Below are 15,877 nucleotides of genomic sequence, written 5' to 3' on the forward strand. Positions count from 1 at the left end.
GTTTATTTTCGCGTTTCCCCTACAGCACCGGCAAGACCAGCCGATGCCCCTTAAGCCATGTTAAGACCACGACGGCACGTGCCGAGAATGTTAAAACGGCAACAGAAGAATGTTAAATATTAACACTTAACAGGGCCTTTACGGCATGCTTGCCTGCGTATGGCGGCAAGTATATACACAAAAAGTACAGGTTTTCAGCACGAAAAGCAGTGTATCACGATGCAAAACATGACCTTTCGGAAGCCAAAAGACGGCCTTTTGCAAGACAGGACAAGGTTAAACGGCAGGCAGTTTCATACATCATGAATCAAGACAGAAGGCCAGAAGTTCACGGAAAGAACATAAAATATGACAGAAAGAACATTCTGCACATAAACAAGCCGTAAACGGCCATGGCAAAATCACACAAAAAGCAGCAGGAAACAGACTGCCGCAGATTTTCTGACAACAAAACTGCTGCAGGGCAAAACAGGCAATTTAGTTAACAATTATCAACTCAGGAAATGACACACATATTATAAAATAATGACAAAATCATGCGCCGCGAAACAAAATAAAACAGCTTTTTACAACTTTTTGCTTTGTATTTAAGCCAACATGCAGTAACTTTGCACAGAATAAGATTGGTAAACATTATGGATAATAAACAAGCAACACTTGAACTGGGAACGAAACCGGTCGGCAAACTGCTTATGCAGTATGCCCTTCCTGCCATCATAGCGATGACGGCAGCCTCGCTGTACAATATGATCGACAGCATCTTTATCGGCCAGGGCGTGGGTCCGCTGGCCATATCCGGACTGGCCATCACCTTTCCGCTGATGAACCTTTCGGCAGCGTTCGGAGCAGCCGTGGGCATAGGTTCGTCTACTTGTATCTCCGTAAAGCTTGGCCAGAAAGACTACCGCAAGGCTGAGCTTATATTCGGCAACAGCATCGTGCTGAACATCATCGTCGGAGTGGCATTCGGCATAATATCGCTGATGTTTCTCGACCCGATACTCTATTTCTTCGGCGCGAGCGAGAACACAATACCCTACGCACGCGAATATATGCTGGTGGTGCTGGCGGGAAACGTTTTTTCGCAAACATTCTTCGGCATGAACGCCATACTGCGCGCCGTGGGCAAACCGCGCCATGCCATGTTTGCCACGATGTCGTCCGTGGTGCTCAACACCGTCCTTGCGCCTATATTCATCTGGCCGCTGAAGATGGGCATACAGGGCGCCGCACTTGCCACCGTGATATCTCAGGTAACGGCACTTGCATGGCAGCTATGGCTGTTCAGCAAGTCGAGCGAGATTGTACACTTCAAGAAAGGCATATACAAGCTAAGGAGCAACATCCTGAAAAACATCATAGGCATAGGTATGTCGCCCTTCGCCATGAACGTATGCGCATGCATCGTGGTGATATTCATCAACACCAGCCTGTATAAATACGGCGGCGACATGGCAGTAGGCGCCTACGGCATAGCCAACAAGGTGGCATTCGTGTTCATAATGATCACCATGGGCCTCAACCAGGGCATGCTCCCCATAGCCGGCTACAACTACGGGGCGCAGCGCTTCGACAGACTCATGAAGGTGCTTAAATGCGCAATAATAGCAGGAACCGCCATTACTACCACGGGATTCCTCATCGTTCACATCTTCCCATACGAGTGCGCACGCCTGTTCACGACAGACGCCGAACTGATAGACAAGGCCATGAGGGCAATAAAGATCAACATGGCAGCATTCCCGTTCGTCGGATATCAGATGGTTGTAACCAACTTCTTCCAGAGCATCGGCAAGGCAAAGATAAGCATATTCCTGTCGCTGTCACGACAGATGCTGTTCCTGCTGCCGCTGCTTATCATCCTTCCGCAGTTCTTCAAGCTCGACGGCGTGTGGATGTCGCTGCCAACAGCCGACACAATAGCCTCGCTCATGGCTGCCGTGATGATGACAAAATATATGAGAAAATTCAAAAAACAACATAACGCCATAGCTTATGGAAACCAAGAAGAAAATAATAATTAACGTAGGCAGACAGCTCGGAAGCGGCGGAATGATTATCGCCAAGATGCTCGCAGACGAATTCGGATGCAAGTTTTACGACCGCGAGCTGCTGAATCTGGCCGCAAAGGAAAGCGGATTCAGCGAGAAGTTTTTCGAGCAGAACGATGAGAAAAAGGGATTTTTCAAGTCGCTTTTCCACATGCACGTACCCTATATTTCAGATAACTGCTTTTATAACAACAAGCTGTCGCAGGAAAGCCTGTTCCAGTTTCAGAGCGACGCCATACGCAAGGCTGCAGAAGCCCACTCGTGCGTGTTCGTGGGCAGATGTGCCGACTATGTGCTGCGCGACTTCGATAACATGGTAAGCGTGTTCATCACAGCCGACATCGACGAACGCATAGAGCGCATATGCAAGAGACACAACTGCAACAGGGAAGAGGCTAAGAAGATTATAGAGAACAAGGAAGACAGCCGCTCGTCTTACTACAACTATTACACGGGCAAGAAATGGGGGCACAGCACATCATACGACCTGTGCATAAACTCAAGCCTGCTCGGCATCGAAGGCACGGCCGGATTCCTGAAAGAGTTTATCACAAAAAGCCTCGACCTGAAATAAAACTTATGCAGCACGGCATGACCACAGCGGGATGTGCCGGCTGCACACTGCACAAACAAGTCACAGACAAAGAATGAAACGCATAGGAATAATAAGCGACACACACGCCTACTGGGACGACAAATACCTGAAATACTTCGAGCCGTGCGACGAGATATGGCACGCAGGCGACATCGGGTCGCTTGAGGTGGCACAGAAGCTGGCAGAATTCCGCACTCTCAGAGCCGTCTACGGCAACTGCGACGGGGGCGACCTGCGACGCATGTTCAGGGAGACTCTGCGATGGAAGTGTGAGGACACCGAAGTGCTCATGAAGCACATCGGAGGCTATCCGGGCAACTATGACGCAAGCATAAGAGGCTCGATATATGCCATGCCGCCACAACTCTTCATCAGCGGACACTCGCACATACTTAAAGTTAAATTCGACAAGACGCTCAATCTGCTGCACATCAATCCCGGTGCGGCAGGCCTGCAGGGATGGCATAAAGACCGCACACTGATAAGGCTCACCATAGACGGAAGCACGTTTAAAGACCTTGAGGTGGTTACGCTGTCTGACCCAAGAAAAGCAGACGTACACAATTTTTAGGCGAAAACTGAGTTATCTTAAATAAGAATACTAACAATTAAAATCAATAATATGAAAACTTATCTTGTTACCGGAGCTGCCGGATTCATCGGCTCAAACTTTATAAAGTATCTTCTTTACAAAAAATATAAGGAAGAGGAGATTAAGATTATAGTGCTCGACCTGCTGACTTATGCCGGCAACTATGGCACGATAAAAGACGACATCGACGGAAAGAGATGCGTGTTTGTGCACGGAGACATCCGCGACAGAGAACTGGCAGACAAGCTGTTTTCAGAAAATGACATCGACTATGTCGTAAACTTTGCTGCTGAAAGCCATGTTGACCGCAGCATAGAGAATCCGCAGCTGTTCCTCGAGACCAACATACTCGGCACGCAGAACCTGCTCGACGCTGCAAGAAGGGCATGGGTTACGGGCAAGGACGAAACAGGATATCCTGTATGGAAAGCCGGAAAGCGATTCCATCAGGTCAGCACCGACGAAGTGTACGGCTCGCTGGGCAAGGACGGTTTCTTCACAGAGAACACGCCGCTCTGCCCCCACAGCCCTTACAGTGCATCAAAGACAAGTGCCGACATGATCGTGATGGCTTATCATGACACATACCACATGCCCGTGTCTATCACAAGATGCTCTAACAACTACGGTCCTTACCACTTCCCCGAGAAGCTTATTCCGCTGATAATAAACAACATCCTCGAAGGCAAGCAGCTGCCCGTATACGGCAAGGGCGACAATGTAAGAGACTGGCTCTACGTTGAAGACCACTGCAAGGCCATCGACCTCGTGGTGCGCGAAGGCAAGGAAGGCGAAGTGTATAATGTCGGAGGCCACAACGAGATGACAAACATCGACATCGTTAAACTGACCATAAAGACCATACACGACATGATGGCCGAAGACAAGGAGCTGCGCAAGATACTGAAGAAACAGGTGAAAGACGCTGACGGCGAGATAGCCATCGACTGGATTAACGACAGCCTTATCACATTTGTCAAAGACCGCCTGGGCCACGACCAGCGCTATGCCATCGACCCGACAAAGATAAAGAACGACCTGGGATGGTATCCTGAGACGATGTTTGCCGAAGGAATTGTGAAGACGATTAAATGGAACCTTGACAACCAGGAATGGGTGAAGGAGGTTACGAGCGGCGACTATCAGAAGTATTACGAACAAATGTATTCAAACAGATAACCCAAAAACGATGTCAGGAAACGTGAAAACAAACTGCGTTTCCTGACATCTTACAAATCAAACATAATAACAACAACTTTTCATTTATCAAGATGGACGCACTGTCACAAGAGCTTCAGGATTTTCTGATAAGGCTCGGCAAAGAGCCTCACTGCGTGAGCGAGAAGGTGGAACACTACATTAAGCACATCATGCACCTTATCTACGCCGACGACGAAGCCGTGCTTCAGCAGTATTACGGACTGTTCGGCAACGACGTCAAACCGCTCGAAGACATAGCAAAGGAACATGGCGTAAGCCCCGAAACAATGAGAAAAATCATAGAGGCAAATGTAAGAAGAATGGCCGTGTCGCCTGAATGGCAAATGGTAAAACAACTAATTAAAGAATAAACAATGAAGAAAATATTGCTTTTAGGCTCGGGAGAACTGGGCAAGGAATTTGTAATTGCGGCAAAACGTGCCGGACAATATGTTATAGCATGCGACCGCTATGCCAACGCTCCGGCCATGCAGGTGGCAGACGAAAGCGAGGTGTTCAGCATGCTCGACGGCGATGCGCTCGACAAAGTGGTGAAAAAACACCAGCCTGACATCATCGTTCCGGAAATAGAAGCCATACGCACAGAGCGCCTTTTCGACTTTGAGAAAGAAGGAATACAGGTAGTTCCGAGCGCACGTGCCGTGAACTTCACCATGAACCGCAAAGCCATACGCGACCTGGCAGCAAAGGAACTCGGACTGAAAACTGCCAAATATTTCTACGCAAAGACGCTCGACGAACTGAAGGAGCACTCAAAAGAGATTGGTTTCCCGTGCGTTATCAAGCCGCTCATGTCGTCGTCAGGCCACGGTCAGAGCATCGTAAAGTCGGCAGATGAACTCGAGACAGCCTTCAATGCAGCCATGGAAGGCAGCCGCGGAGACGTCAAGGAAATAATAATCGAAGAGTTTATACACTTCGACAGCGAATTTACACTCCTTACAGTTACACAGAAAGACGGCCCTACTCTTTTCTGTCCGCCGATAGGACACGTACAGAAGAGCGGCGACTACCGCGAAAGCTGGCAGCCGTTTGCACTGAGCGAAGCCGACCTTAAGGAAGCGCAGCACATGGCAGAAGCCGTTACAAAGGCGCTGACAGGAGCCGGAATATGGGGCGTGGAATTTTTCCTTAGCCGCGACAAGGGCGTTGTATTCTCAGAACTTTCACCCCGTCCGCACGACACAGGCATGGTAACGCTCGGACACACACTCAACCTCAACGAGTTTGAACTGCACTTCCGTGCCGTAATGGGACTGCCTATTCCGGCCATACATCTTGAGCATGCAGGCGCAAGCGCCGTCGTTCTGGCAAAGGATGAGGCAAGCCACGAACCCGAATACAACATGCTCGACGTGCTGAAAGAGGACTATACACGCCTGCGCATCTTCGGAAAGCAGGAACAGCACGTGAACAGACGCATGGGTGTAGTGCTCTGTTACGGCGATGCTGATGCTGACACAACAGCACTGAGAGACAAGGCCAAGCGACTAGCAGAAACCGTAATAAGATAACGGAGACACAACAAAAAGAATGATAGAGACATTACAAGGCTGCAGAATAATATTCATGTTTCTGATATTCATGTCACATTTTACATGGATGAACTCAGAAGATTTTTGTTTTGGAGGCGATTGTGGAGTCTCTTTCTTCTTTATGTTAAGCGGCTTTGTGCTGTGTCATGCACACGGGAAAGAGGTAACAGACAGCAGATTTGGCCATAAAAGGTTCATCCTCAGACAATTATCCAAGATATATCCGCTGCACATTGCCACACTGCTGGCTACAATATTAATAGGAATGAAGGCCGGCATATATCCCGGTATCGGCAATCTTGCACTGAATGTAACGTTGCTTCAGAGCTGGATACCCGACCACGACATACATTTCGGTTTCAACAGTGTGTCGTGGTTTCTGTCAGACATCATGTTCTTCTACCTTATGTTTCCGTCGCTCGTAAGATGCACGATGAAGGCTAAGAAACGTCATCTTACATTCGGAATCGCAGCTGTTGCAGCTGCATACATATGTATTCTGACTGCCGTACCCGAGGAAAAGACAAACAGTCTGCTGTATGTCTCGCCAGCACAGAGAATCATCGACTTTGCAATCGGCATAATTCTATACCGGCTCTACAAGTCAGATTTCACGAAATCTGCTGTCAGAAGAATAAAAGCAGGAGGCAAACTGCAAGCCGGACTAATTGAATGTGTGGCTATAATAATGATGATTGCCACCTATGCCGTATATCAGACGACCGAAGAAAGATGGCGCTGCGCAAGTCTGTTTTGGCTGACCATGCCTGTATTTATTTACATAATGGCAACTGCAAACGCAACAGGCGGATTCGTGGCAGACATTCTTAAAAGCAGAACAGCATTATGGCTGAGCCGACTGACAATGGAGATTTTCATGACGCACAAGATTGTCATAGACGTAATTAAATACATCCTGATAAAAATTGGCGCTGATCCCGGCTACACGGCAACCTGCCTTTTATGCATAGGCGTAACGGTTGCAACAGCTTATCTGACAGAAAAATATTTTGTAAGACATACAAGCAATTACCTGAAAAGAAAAATATTTAAGCCATGAACAAAATAATTGACCTTCCGAAAATAATCGACCCGAGAGGCAACCTCACTGTAACTGAGGGCGAAAACCATATACCGTTTGCCATTAAACGCACTTACTGGGTGTATGACGTACCGGCAGGAGAAAGCCGCGGAGGGCATGCGCACAAGGAATGCAAGGAGTTTCTTGTAGCCATAAGCGGAAGCTTCAGCGTTACGCTTGACAACGGAAAGGAGAAGAAGACATTTCTTCTTAACCACCCATATCAGGGACTTTTCATCGACGTGAACATCTGGCGAACGCTCGATGACTTCTCATCCGGGGCGGTATGCCTTGTGCTTGCTTCTGAAAGATTTGAGGAAGAAGACTACATACGCGACTATAACGACTATCTGGAATACGTCAAGGACAAGTCGCAAGAGCTATAACATGCAAGCAAAAAATGTAAAGATGAACAAGATTATAAAATATTCTGACCTGACAAAAAACACCGAAAGATACTCATCTGAAATTGAAGAAGCCGTCAAGAGGGTGGTAAACAGCGGATGGTATCTGCGCGGCAAGGAAACAGAACGCTTTGAACACGACTTTGCGTCATACATAGGCACGGCTCACTGCGTGGGCTGCGGCAACGGACTCGACGCGCTCACGCTCATTCTGAGAGCCTATATAGAGATGGGCGTAATGACGGAAGGCGACGAGGTTATCGTTCCGGCAAACACCTATATAGCATCGATACTGGCCGTTACGGAGAACAAACTGGTGCCTGTACTGGTTGAACCGGATATCGAGACGCTGCAAATAGACGACAGACTCATAGAGCAGGCCATAACCGAACGCACCAAAGCCATAATGATTGTGCATCTTTACGGACGCTGCGCATACACCGAGAAGATAGGCGAACTGTGCAGAAAATATAACCTGAAGCTCATTGAAGACAACGCACAGGCACACGGATGCATGCACAACGGTATACGCACCGGCGCACTGGGAGATGCCGCAGGACACAGCTTCTACCCGACAAAGAACCTCGGCGCACTGGGAGACGCAGGCGCCGTGACCACAAACGACAGTGAACTTGCCGACATGGTGCGCTCGCTTGGCAACTATGGCTCAGCCAGAAAATATGTATTCGACCACATAGGACGCAACAGCCGCATAGACGAACTGCAGGCTGCCGTGCTTGACGTCAAGCTGAAATATCTTGACGAAGACAACGAAATGAGAAGAAAAAAGGCGCTGCGCTACATAAAGGGCATTGACAACAAGAGCATAAAAGTGCCGTCAGAAGGATATTGGGAGAACAGTGTCTTCCATATTTTCCCCATTCTTTGTGAAAAGCGCGACGAACTGAAAGCCTATCTGAGCGGGCACGGAGTGCAGACAGAAGTGCACTACCCCATAGCACCTCACAGGCAGAAATGCTACGAAAGCTGGGCCGGGATGCAGTTGCCGGTAACAGAACAGATACACAGACAGGAACTGAGCCTGCCCATGAGCCCTGCACTCGACGAGAAGGAACAGGACTACGTGATAGAACTTCTCAACAACTTTTAAGCCGAAAAGCCGTATGCAACTATACGAAGTTACAGCCGAAGAATATGCTCAGGCAGGATTTTATGCCCATGTCTACAACACGCCGGAGTTTTCAGAGCTTAACAAGGCCAAGACCAACGGTCTTCACTACATTCTGATTAAGGACAACAAGACCAGATTCTCGATTGTTCTCGGCGAGAAAGGCGACAGCATGTGCAGTCCGTTCTCTGCCCCATACGGCGGTTTCAACATGAAGACGCCGCAGCGCATTGCCTACATGGACGAGGCCGCAGCCCTGCTGAAAGACTGGGGCAAAAGCCATGACAAGAAGATAAAGATAACGCTGCAGCCGTCGGTCTACGACGATACGCAACTATCGAAATGGGCAAACGTGATGTTCAGAAACGGCAGGCTGACCAACATCGACCTCAACTATCACTTCGACCTGTCAAGATTTCCGCATTATGAAGACTTCATAGACCGCAGCGCACGCAAGAACCTGCACAAAGCCATGGCCGAAAATTTCGTAATATCTCATCTCGACAGCAGTAATGCCGACGACATATCGAGGGCATACGGCGTGATAAGCATCAACCGGAAGGAACACGGCTATCCGCTAAGAATGAGCCTGCAGAATGTTGCCGACACGGTGAAAATAATTGATGCCGACTTCTTTGTGGTGTCGCACAACGGCACCGACGTTGCTGCCGCACAGGTGTTTAAGGTAACGGAGGACGTGGCACAGGTGATTTACTGGGGCGACTTGAGGCAATACGCCAGCCTAAGGACGATGAATTTTCTTGCATACAAGGTCTTCGAATATTACTATCAAAAAGGCTTCAGGATTCTCGACATCGGCCCGTCGACCGAAGACGGGGTGCCCAACAACGGTCTCTGCGACTTTAAGGAGGCCATAGGATGCTCTGTAACGCAGAAGCTCTTCTTCGAACTCTGACGCCAACGATAATCATAACAAGCAAAAAAGTAAAGCCCAAACCGGTTATTACTCTTTCTGAAAGATGTAATATAACAGCCGGTTTGGGCTTAATTTATGTATTGTAGACTACAGAATTTCAGTCTGTAAGTATCACGGTTACGCCTCGCGCAGCCTGCGCTCCCATGACAAGAGCCTGCGCGATGTCGGCCGTCTTGGACGGTCCTGATATGAACGAGCCGTAGCCATAGTCAGTAAACTGTATGCGCTCGTATGCCTGATGCATGTTGCTCACGATGCTCTTGCGGCTGAGCAGTATGACAAGATATTCAGAGATAAAGCATACGGCCTTCTCTTTCATGGTCTGCGGAATCCACACACAGCCGTTCTCTGCCACTCCTATTTCGCCCCTTACAATGCCAACGTCGGTTCCGTTGAGGTCCTGCGCCCTATCAACGGTGTCGGGATTGCGGTCGGCAATGGTTATTTCGGGCAGACTGCTCGCAAACACCTTTGCCTCGGGATAGAGGCTCTTGATAACACTGTTTATGTCGTCGCCGGCGGACAGGTCTACCACATGGCTGCCCACATTCTCGCTCATGGCTACAAACTGCGCCAGAGGATTGTCGTACTCAACACCCTTCAGAGTGCCGAAGTCGGGCATGTCATACTGCCCCGTAACCTTCATGTTGCGGCGGTATCTTGAAAGTATTTCTTCCTTCGTGCTCATTTCACTTCTCCTTTCTTCCACATTGTCTGGAACGATTCGCGCGGGAACTCCGGCATCTCATGCCCTATGCCCCACCCGTTAAGTTTGTTATACATCAGCAGTCGCGGCAGATGGTTGGCCAGCGGCGCAAATCTGAGCGACGTGCTGTATAGGCCCGGATGGCCGAAGAGATACTCCATGCCTGCCGACATGGCCTTCTTCATCGGGTCGGCCTTGCCCAGCGAGTCGAGGTTCTGGCGCCATCTGTATATCTGTTCCGACAGGTTCACCTTTACGGGGCACACATTGTCGCACGAACAGCAGAGCGAGCATGCGCTCACGTTGTCGGAATATTTTACCGGACTTTTCAGCATTCCGAGGTTTATTCCGATAGGTCCCGGAATGAAGTATGTGTATGAGTAGCCTCCGCTGCGGCGGTAGACGGGGCACGTGTTCATGCAAGAGCCGCAGCGTATGCACTTCAGCGTCTCCCAGTGTTCAGTGTTCGCAATGATGTCGCTGCGTCCGTTGTCCACCAATATTATGTGCATCTCGCCGTCCGGACGCGCCTTGCGGAAGTGTGATGTGAAGGCTGTTGTAGGCTGACCTGTGGCCGCGCGGCAGAGCAGACGCTGGAACACAGCCAGCGAACGGTAGTCGGGTATCACCTTCTCGAGGCCCATTGCAGCTATATGCAGCTTAGGCACAGAGGTAGACATGTCGGCATTTCCCTCGTTGGTGCACACCACGATGTCGCCAGTGGCGGCAACGCCGAAGTTGGCGCCCGTCATGCCTGCGTCGGCCGTCATAAACTCGTTGCGCAGGCTTATGCGTGCCTGGTATGTAAGATATGTGGGGTCATAGTTGCCCTTTTCGCTTCCGAGCACGCGCTCAAAGAGATGTCCCACCTCTTCCTGCGTGATATGTATGGCCGGCACTACGATGTGGCTCGGCTTCTGCTTCATAAGCTGAAGGATGCGCTCGCCGAGGTCTGTCTCAACGACGTCTATGCCGTGCTGCTCGAGGAAGGGGTTCATCTCGCACTCCTCCGTCAGCATCGACTTGCTCTTCACGAGCTTCTTCACGTTGTGTGACGTGAATATTTCAAGCACAATGTTGTTAAACTCTTCTGCATCTTTTGCCCAGTGAACCTTCACTCCGTTCTTCTCGGCATTTGTGGCAAACTGCTCAAGATATTTGTCAAGATGCGTTACGGTGTGGCGCTTTATGGCGCTGGCCGTGTCGCGCAGGCGTTCCCATTCGTCGAGTCCCATGGCCATGTTGTCGCGCTTGTCGCGCAGTGCCCAGAACGTGGCGTCGTGCCACTTGGCGTTCTCTCCGTTCTTCAGGAACGTCTGTGCTGCTTTTCTGTGTAGTGTGCTCATAGTCCTGCCGCTAAAATTTGTACGATGTGAATAAACTTTATGTCCTTCTGCTGCCGCTTTGCCACACCCTGCAGATGCATCAGGCACGAGCTGTCGGGGCCTGTTATATACTCAGCGCCCGTGGCCATGTGGCGTTCCAGCTTGTCGATGCCCATCTGTGTAGACACCTCAGGCTCCTCAACCGAGAACATGCCGCCGAATCCGCAGCACTCGTCAACGCGCTCCGGCTCGCAGACGGTTACGCCTTCCACGAGCGACAGCAGGTCCTTGAGCTTTGAATATTTAGGGATATTGCGCTCGCTGGGCGACGAAAGGCCAAGCTCGCGCACTCCGTGGCAGGAGTTGTGCAGACTTACCTTATGATAAAACTTGCCGGGCAGCGACTTTACCTTCAGTACGTCGTGCAGAAACTCGCAGATGTCCATTATCTTATCTGACGTCTCGCAGAAATGCTTGCCCTGAAGCAGTCTGGGATAGTTGAGCTTTACAAAAGCCGCACAACTGGCCGAAGGGGCCACCACATAATCGAAACCCTTGAAGATGTCCTCAAAATGCTCGGCCAAGGGCACAGCCTTGCTCTCAAAGCCGGCGTTTGCCATAGGCTGGCCGCAGCATGTCTGCTTTAGCGGATACGTTACGTCTACCTGAAGATGCTTCAGCAGCTTGTAGCAAGCCACCGCCACCTCAGGATACAGCGCATCGACATAGCAGGGAATAAAAAGTCCTGTTTTCATATCTTTTGTATTTTTCTTGTCCGCACGCGGCGACTGCAAAACTACATGCCAAGAGCCTGCCACGCATTCGGGCGCAACCATCTTAACCGCCGGCAAAAAACATTTCAGTCATTGTGCGGAGGCTGCATGCCCACCGCAAAGGTAATAATTTTAAAGCGAACGACAAGCACAACGGGACGACAAACTGAGCCTCTCTTGCGCAAAGAAAATCACTTTGGCAGCACAATGCTCCAGACTGCAAAACCGACATTGCAGACTGGCACCGACACGACGCATCCAGAGCCTCACTGCAGACCACGCCCTCGCAGGCATGACGGCACCGGGCAGATATGGCACGCAGGACGGACGGTTTGCAAAAGGTGGCCTTTCAGGCTGCAAAAGGCCATGTTTTACGCTGCAAAAGATGCCCTTTTGCAACGTAAAACGGCACCTTTTAGAAACCGCCTGATTATCAGCCACTTACAAAGGCATATTTTATCCGTTTCCGACCGGTGTGAACCTGCACGTAACATGCACACAGCGGGAGTGTTTCAGCTGTCCGGACGTCGCGCCGACGGCGGCTTTATATATAATAGGTGGAAAGTTTTTTTATAAACAATGCTTAAAAGTCAACGATGTATGAAGCAATTTTATTAATTTTGCACTCCTGTTTCACACCAAACATATAATTACAGAAACATTATGACACCTAAAGAGATACGCAACGAGAAGCTCGCTGCAAAGATGATCAAGAACCTGAAACGCCGCAATTTTGAGGCTTGTTACTGCGCCACGGCGGCCGAGGCCGTAGAGGCTGTGTCGGCCATGATTCCCGACGGAAGCAGCGTTACGTGGGGCGGCTCGATGACCATAAGGGACATGGGACTGACAAAGGCCCTGCACGAAAGAGACCTGAAGGTGCTCGACCGCGACGAGGCAAAGACGCGCGACGAGGCGCAGCAGATTTACCGAGAGGCTTTTTCGTGCGACTACTATCTGTCGAGCGTCAACGCCATAAGCGAAGACGGCGTGATAGTTAACATCGACGGCAACGGCAACCGCGTGGCAGCGATAACCTTCGGACCCAAGCACGTGATATTCGTCGTGGGACTCAACAAGGTGGCACAGGATGTTCAGAGCGCACTGGCAAGGGCACGCTCTACGGCAAGTCCGATTAATGCGGCACGCTTCGACATCAAGACTCCGTGTCTGACAGACGGCGTATGCCACAACTGCAACTCGCCCGAGAGCATCTGCAACTACATCCACTTCACACGCAACTCTCATCCGGCAGGACGCCACACCGTGGTTCTCGTCGGCGAAAACCTGGGCTACTGATGCCCTTCTGCCGCCGCAGGCAACGGCCATACGGCTCAACCGGCGCGACAGCAACATCTCACATAAAACAAAAAATACATCTTATAAAAACATAATATATGATTGTCTGCATTGCAGAGAAACCAAGTGTAGCAAAAGACATAGCACGAATCCTGGGCGCAACAAAGCCGTGCGACGGATTCATGGAGGGCAACGGCTATCAGGTTACATGGACCTTCGGTCATCTATGCACCCTGAAAGAGCCCGACGACTATACGCCCCTATGGAAGAGGTGGAGCCTGAGCGCACTGCCGATGCTGCCTCAGCGGTTTGGCATAAAGCTGATAGACGATGCCGGCATCCGCAAGCAGTTCTCGGTGATAGAGAAGCTCATGCAGGCAGCAGACAGCATAATAAACTGCGGCGACGCCGGACAGGAGGGTGAACTGATACAGCGATGGGTCATGCAGAAGGCTCAGGCCAAATGCCCAGTCAAGCGTCTGTGGATATCGTCAATGACCGACGAGGCCATACGCGAGGGATTTCAGTCGCTGAAAGACCAGAACGAATATCAGCCTCTGTATCTCGCCGGACTGAGCCGCGCCATAGGCGACTGGATTCTCGGCATGAATGCCACAAGGCTTTACACGCTAAAATACGGACAATACAGGCAGGTGTTGTCCATCGGACGCGTGCAGACGCCCACCCTCGCACTGATAGTGAACCGGCAGAAGGAGATAGACAACTTCAAGCCGGAGCCTTACTGGGTGTTGTCAACGATATACCGCGACACGCTGTTCACGGCCACTTCGGGCAAGTTTACCAGCAAGGAAGAAGGCGAGCAGTCGTTCGACAAGATTGCAGGCAAGCCCTTTGTCGTAACCGACGTGCAGAAGAAAGCCGGCAAAGAGGCTCCCCCGCATCTCTACGACCTTACGTCGCTGCAGGTAGACTGCAACAAGAAGTTCTCCATGAGCGCCGAACTGACGCTCAACACCATACAGTCGCTCTACGAGAAGAAGCTCACCACGTATCCCCGTGTGGACACTCAGTATCTCAGCGACGACATCTATCCTAAGTGTCCCGCCACTCTCAAGGGGCTCAGGGGCTATGAAGCCTTCACGCTTCCGCTTGCAAACGCCAAGCTGCCAAAGAGCAAGAAGGTATTCGACTCGTCTAAGGTAACCGACCACCACGCCATAATCCCCACCGGCGTTCCGGCTTCTAACCTTACCGACCTCGAGCGTAACGTCTACGACCTGATAGCCCGCCGCTTCATCAGCGTGTTCTATCCCGACTGCAAGTTCTCCACAACCACCGTCATGGGCAAGGTTGAGGATGTTGACTTTAAGGTCAGCGGCAAGCAGATAAACGACCCTGGATGGCGCGTTCTGTATGACAAGGAAGCGCAAAACGCAGACAACGATGCTGCAAACAACTCCGACGAGGAGCGCACATTGCCGGCATTCACAAAGGGAGAGAGCGGCCCCCATACGCCGACACTCACCGAGAAATGGACCACTCCGCCCAAATATTACACCGAAGCAACACTGCTCAGGGCTATGGAAACGGCCGGAAAGTTTGTCGACGACGAGGAGTTGCGTGCCGCCTTGAAGGAGAACGGCATCGGAAGGCCGTCTTCGAGAGCCAACATTATCGAGACTCTGTTCAAGAGACGCTACATCAAGCGCGAAAGAAAAAACATTGTTGCCACTCCTACGGGCATAGAACTCATTGACACCATTAAGGAAGAACTGCTCAAGAGCTGCGAACTCACGGGTATATGGGAGAAGAAACTGCGCGACATTGAGCACAAGAAATATGACGCCGGACAGTTTATCAACGAACTGAAAGAACAGATCACCACGATAGTCAACGACGTTCTGGCCGACAACAGCAACCGTCACGTAACAATAATGAGTGACGAAGACATGAAGAAAAAGACGCAGAAGAAGGCGTCGAAACCAAGAAAGAAGCCGGAAAGCAAGACCGTAAAGACTGCCGAAAAACAGCCTGACGCAACGCAGAATGCCGATGCGGCACAGACAGCCAAGCCCGAACCGGCACAGCAGACGATACAGGCCGACGACTCGATAGTAGGCTCTGCATGCCCAATATGCGGCCAGGGACATATCATAAAAGGCAAAACGGCCTACGGATGCAGCCGCTGGAAAGAAGGATGCACATTCAGACTGCCTTTTAAACAATAAATCAGGCCTTTTTGTGTTATTATATAATAACGAAGGGCTT

15 protein-coding genes are annotated in these 15,877 nt (G+C 50.5%); 12 read left to right on the forward strand and 3 right to left on the reverse strand.

Features of this window, described 5'->3' with window-relative positions; genetic code table 11:
- Positions 1-635 precede the first annotated feature (635 nt).
- The 10 genes from QVO66_RS02710 (at position 636) to QVO66_RS02755 (ending at position 9,524) form a co-directional block, all read left to right on the forward strand.
- Positions 636-2,024 carry an MATE family efflux transporter gene (locus QVO66_RS02710; RefSeq protein ID WP_021853858.1) on the forward strand — a complete coding sequence of 463 codons (1,389 nt, stop codon included), beginning with the start codon at positions 636-638 and terminating at the stop codon, positions 2,022-2,024.
- On the forward strand, positions 1,996-2,625 hold the full coding sequence (locus QVO66_RS02715) for an AAA family ATPase (RefSeq protein WP_021853859.1): 630 nt from the start codon (positions 1,996-1,998) through the stop codon (positions 2,623-2,625). Before QVO66_RS02710 ends, QVO66_RS02715 begins: the two co-directional genes overlap by 29 nt.
- Before the next feature lie 73 nt (positions 2,626-2,698).
- Positions 2,699-3,217, forward strand: coding sequence for a metallophosphoesterase family protein (locus QVO66_RS02720; protein ID WP_021853860.1), 519 nt, complete (start codon positions 2,699-2,701; stop codon positions 3,215-3,217).
- A gap of 51 nt (positions 3,218-3,268) precedes the next feature.
- Positions 3,269-4,417, forward strand: coding sequence for a dTDP-glucose 4,6-dehydratase (gene rfbB / locus QVO66_RS02725; RefSeq protein WP_021853861.1), 1,149 nt, complete (start codon positions 3,269-3,271; stop codon positions 4,415-4,417).
- Positions 4,418-4,509: 92 nt separating this feature from the next.
- The gene (locus tag QVO66_RS02730) at positions 4,510-4,809 is read left to right on the forward strand and encodes a hypothetical protein (protein ID WP_021853862.1); all 300 of its coding nucleotides are present in this window, start codon (positions 4,510-4,512) and stop codon (positions 4,807-4,809) included.
- Between the two features lie 3 nt (positions 4,810-4,812).
- Positions 4,813-5,973 (forward strand): formate-dependent phosphoribosylglycinamide formyltransferase, encoded by a 1,161-nt coding sequence (gene purT, locus QVO66_RS02735; protein WP_021853863.1) that lies wholly within the window; start codon positions 4,813-4,815, stop codon positions 5,971-5,973.
- 19 nt (positions 5,974-5,992) lie between these two features.
- A complete protein-coding gene (locus tag QVO66_RS02740; RefSeq protein ID WP_288172487.1) occupies positions 5,993-7,054 on the forward strand; it encodes an acyltransferase family protein in 1,062 nt (353 codons plus the stop codon).
- Positions 7,051-7,461, forward strand: coding sequence for a sugar 3,4-ketoisomerase (locus QVO66_RS02745; protein ID WP_021853865.1), 411 nt, complete (start codon positions 7,051-7,053; stop codon positions 7,459-7,461). Before QVO66_RS02740 ends, QVO66_RS02745 begins: the two co-directional genes overlap by 4 nt.
- 31 nt (positions 7,462-7,492) lie before the next feature.
- Positions 7,493-8,590, forward strand: coding sequence for a DegT/DnrJ/EryC1/StrS family aminotransferase (locus QVO66_RS02750; RefSeq protein ID WP_288172503.1), 1,098 nt, complete (start codon positions 7,493-7,495; stop codon positions 8,588-8,590).
- 13 nt (positions 8,591-8,603) lie between these two features.
- Positions 8,604-9,524, forward strand: a complete 921-nt coding sequence (locus tag QVO66_RS02755; protein WP_021853867.1) for a hypothetical protein — start codon at positions 8,604-8,606, stop codon at positions 9,522-9,524.
- 118 nt (positions 9,525-9,642) lie between these two features.
- Here the strand turns inward: QVO66_RS02755 and QVO66_RS02760 are convergent, their stop codons facing one another.
- Genes QVO66_RS02760 through QVO66_RS02770 form a run of 3 tightly spaced genes read right to left on the reverse strand, consistent with a single transcriptional unit; the run spans position 9,643 to position 12,331 of the window.
- Positions 9,643-10,233 carry a LutC/YkgG family protein gene (locus QVO66_RS02760; protein WP_021853868.1) on the reverse strand — a complete coding sequence of 197 codons (591 nt, stop codon included), beginning with the start codon at positions 10,231-10,233 and terminating at the stop codon, positions 9,643-9,645.
- Entirely contained in the window at positions 10,230-11,597 is a 1,368-nt protein-coding gene (locus QVO66_RS02765) for a lactate utilization protein B (RefSeq protein ID WP_021853869.1), read from the reverse strand. Before QVO66_RS02765 ends, QVO66_RS02760 begins: the two co-directional genes overlap by 4 nt.
- Positions 11,594-12,331 (reverse strand): (Fe-S)-binding protein, encoded by a 738-nt coding sequence (locus tag QVO66_RS02770; RefSeq protein WP_021853870.1) that lies wholly within the window; start codon positions 12,329-12,331, stop codon positions 11,594-11,596. The genes QVO66_RS02765 and QVO66_RS02770 overlap by 4 nt, the downstream gene beginning before the upstream one ends.
- Before the next feature lie 681 nt (positions 12,332-13,012).
- Here QVO66_RS02770 and QVO66_RS02775 point away from each other — a divergent pair.
- Positions 13,013-13,648 (forward strand): lactate utilization protein, encoded by a 636-nt coding sequence (locus QVO66_RS02775; protein ID WP_021853872.1) that lies wholly within the window; start codon positions 13,013-13,015, stop codon positions 13,646-13,648.
- A gap of 98 nt (positions 13,649-13,746) precedes the next feature.
- Positions 13,747-15,837: a DNA topoisomerase 3 gene (locus QVO66_RS02780; protein ID WP_021853873.1), complete on the forward strand. Its 2,091-nt coding sequence runs from the start codon at positions 13,747-13,749 to the stop codon at positions 15,835-15,837.
- Positions 15,838-15,877 lie beyond the last annotated feature (40 nt).

Source organism: Prevotella sp. CAG:255 (assembly GCF_000431195.1).
Lineage (GTDB): Bacteria > Bacteroidota > Bacteroidia > Bacteroidales > Bacteroidaceae > Prevotella > Prevotella rara.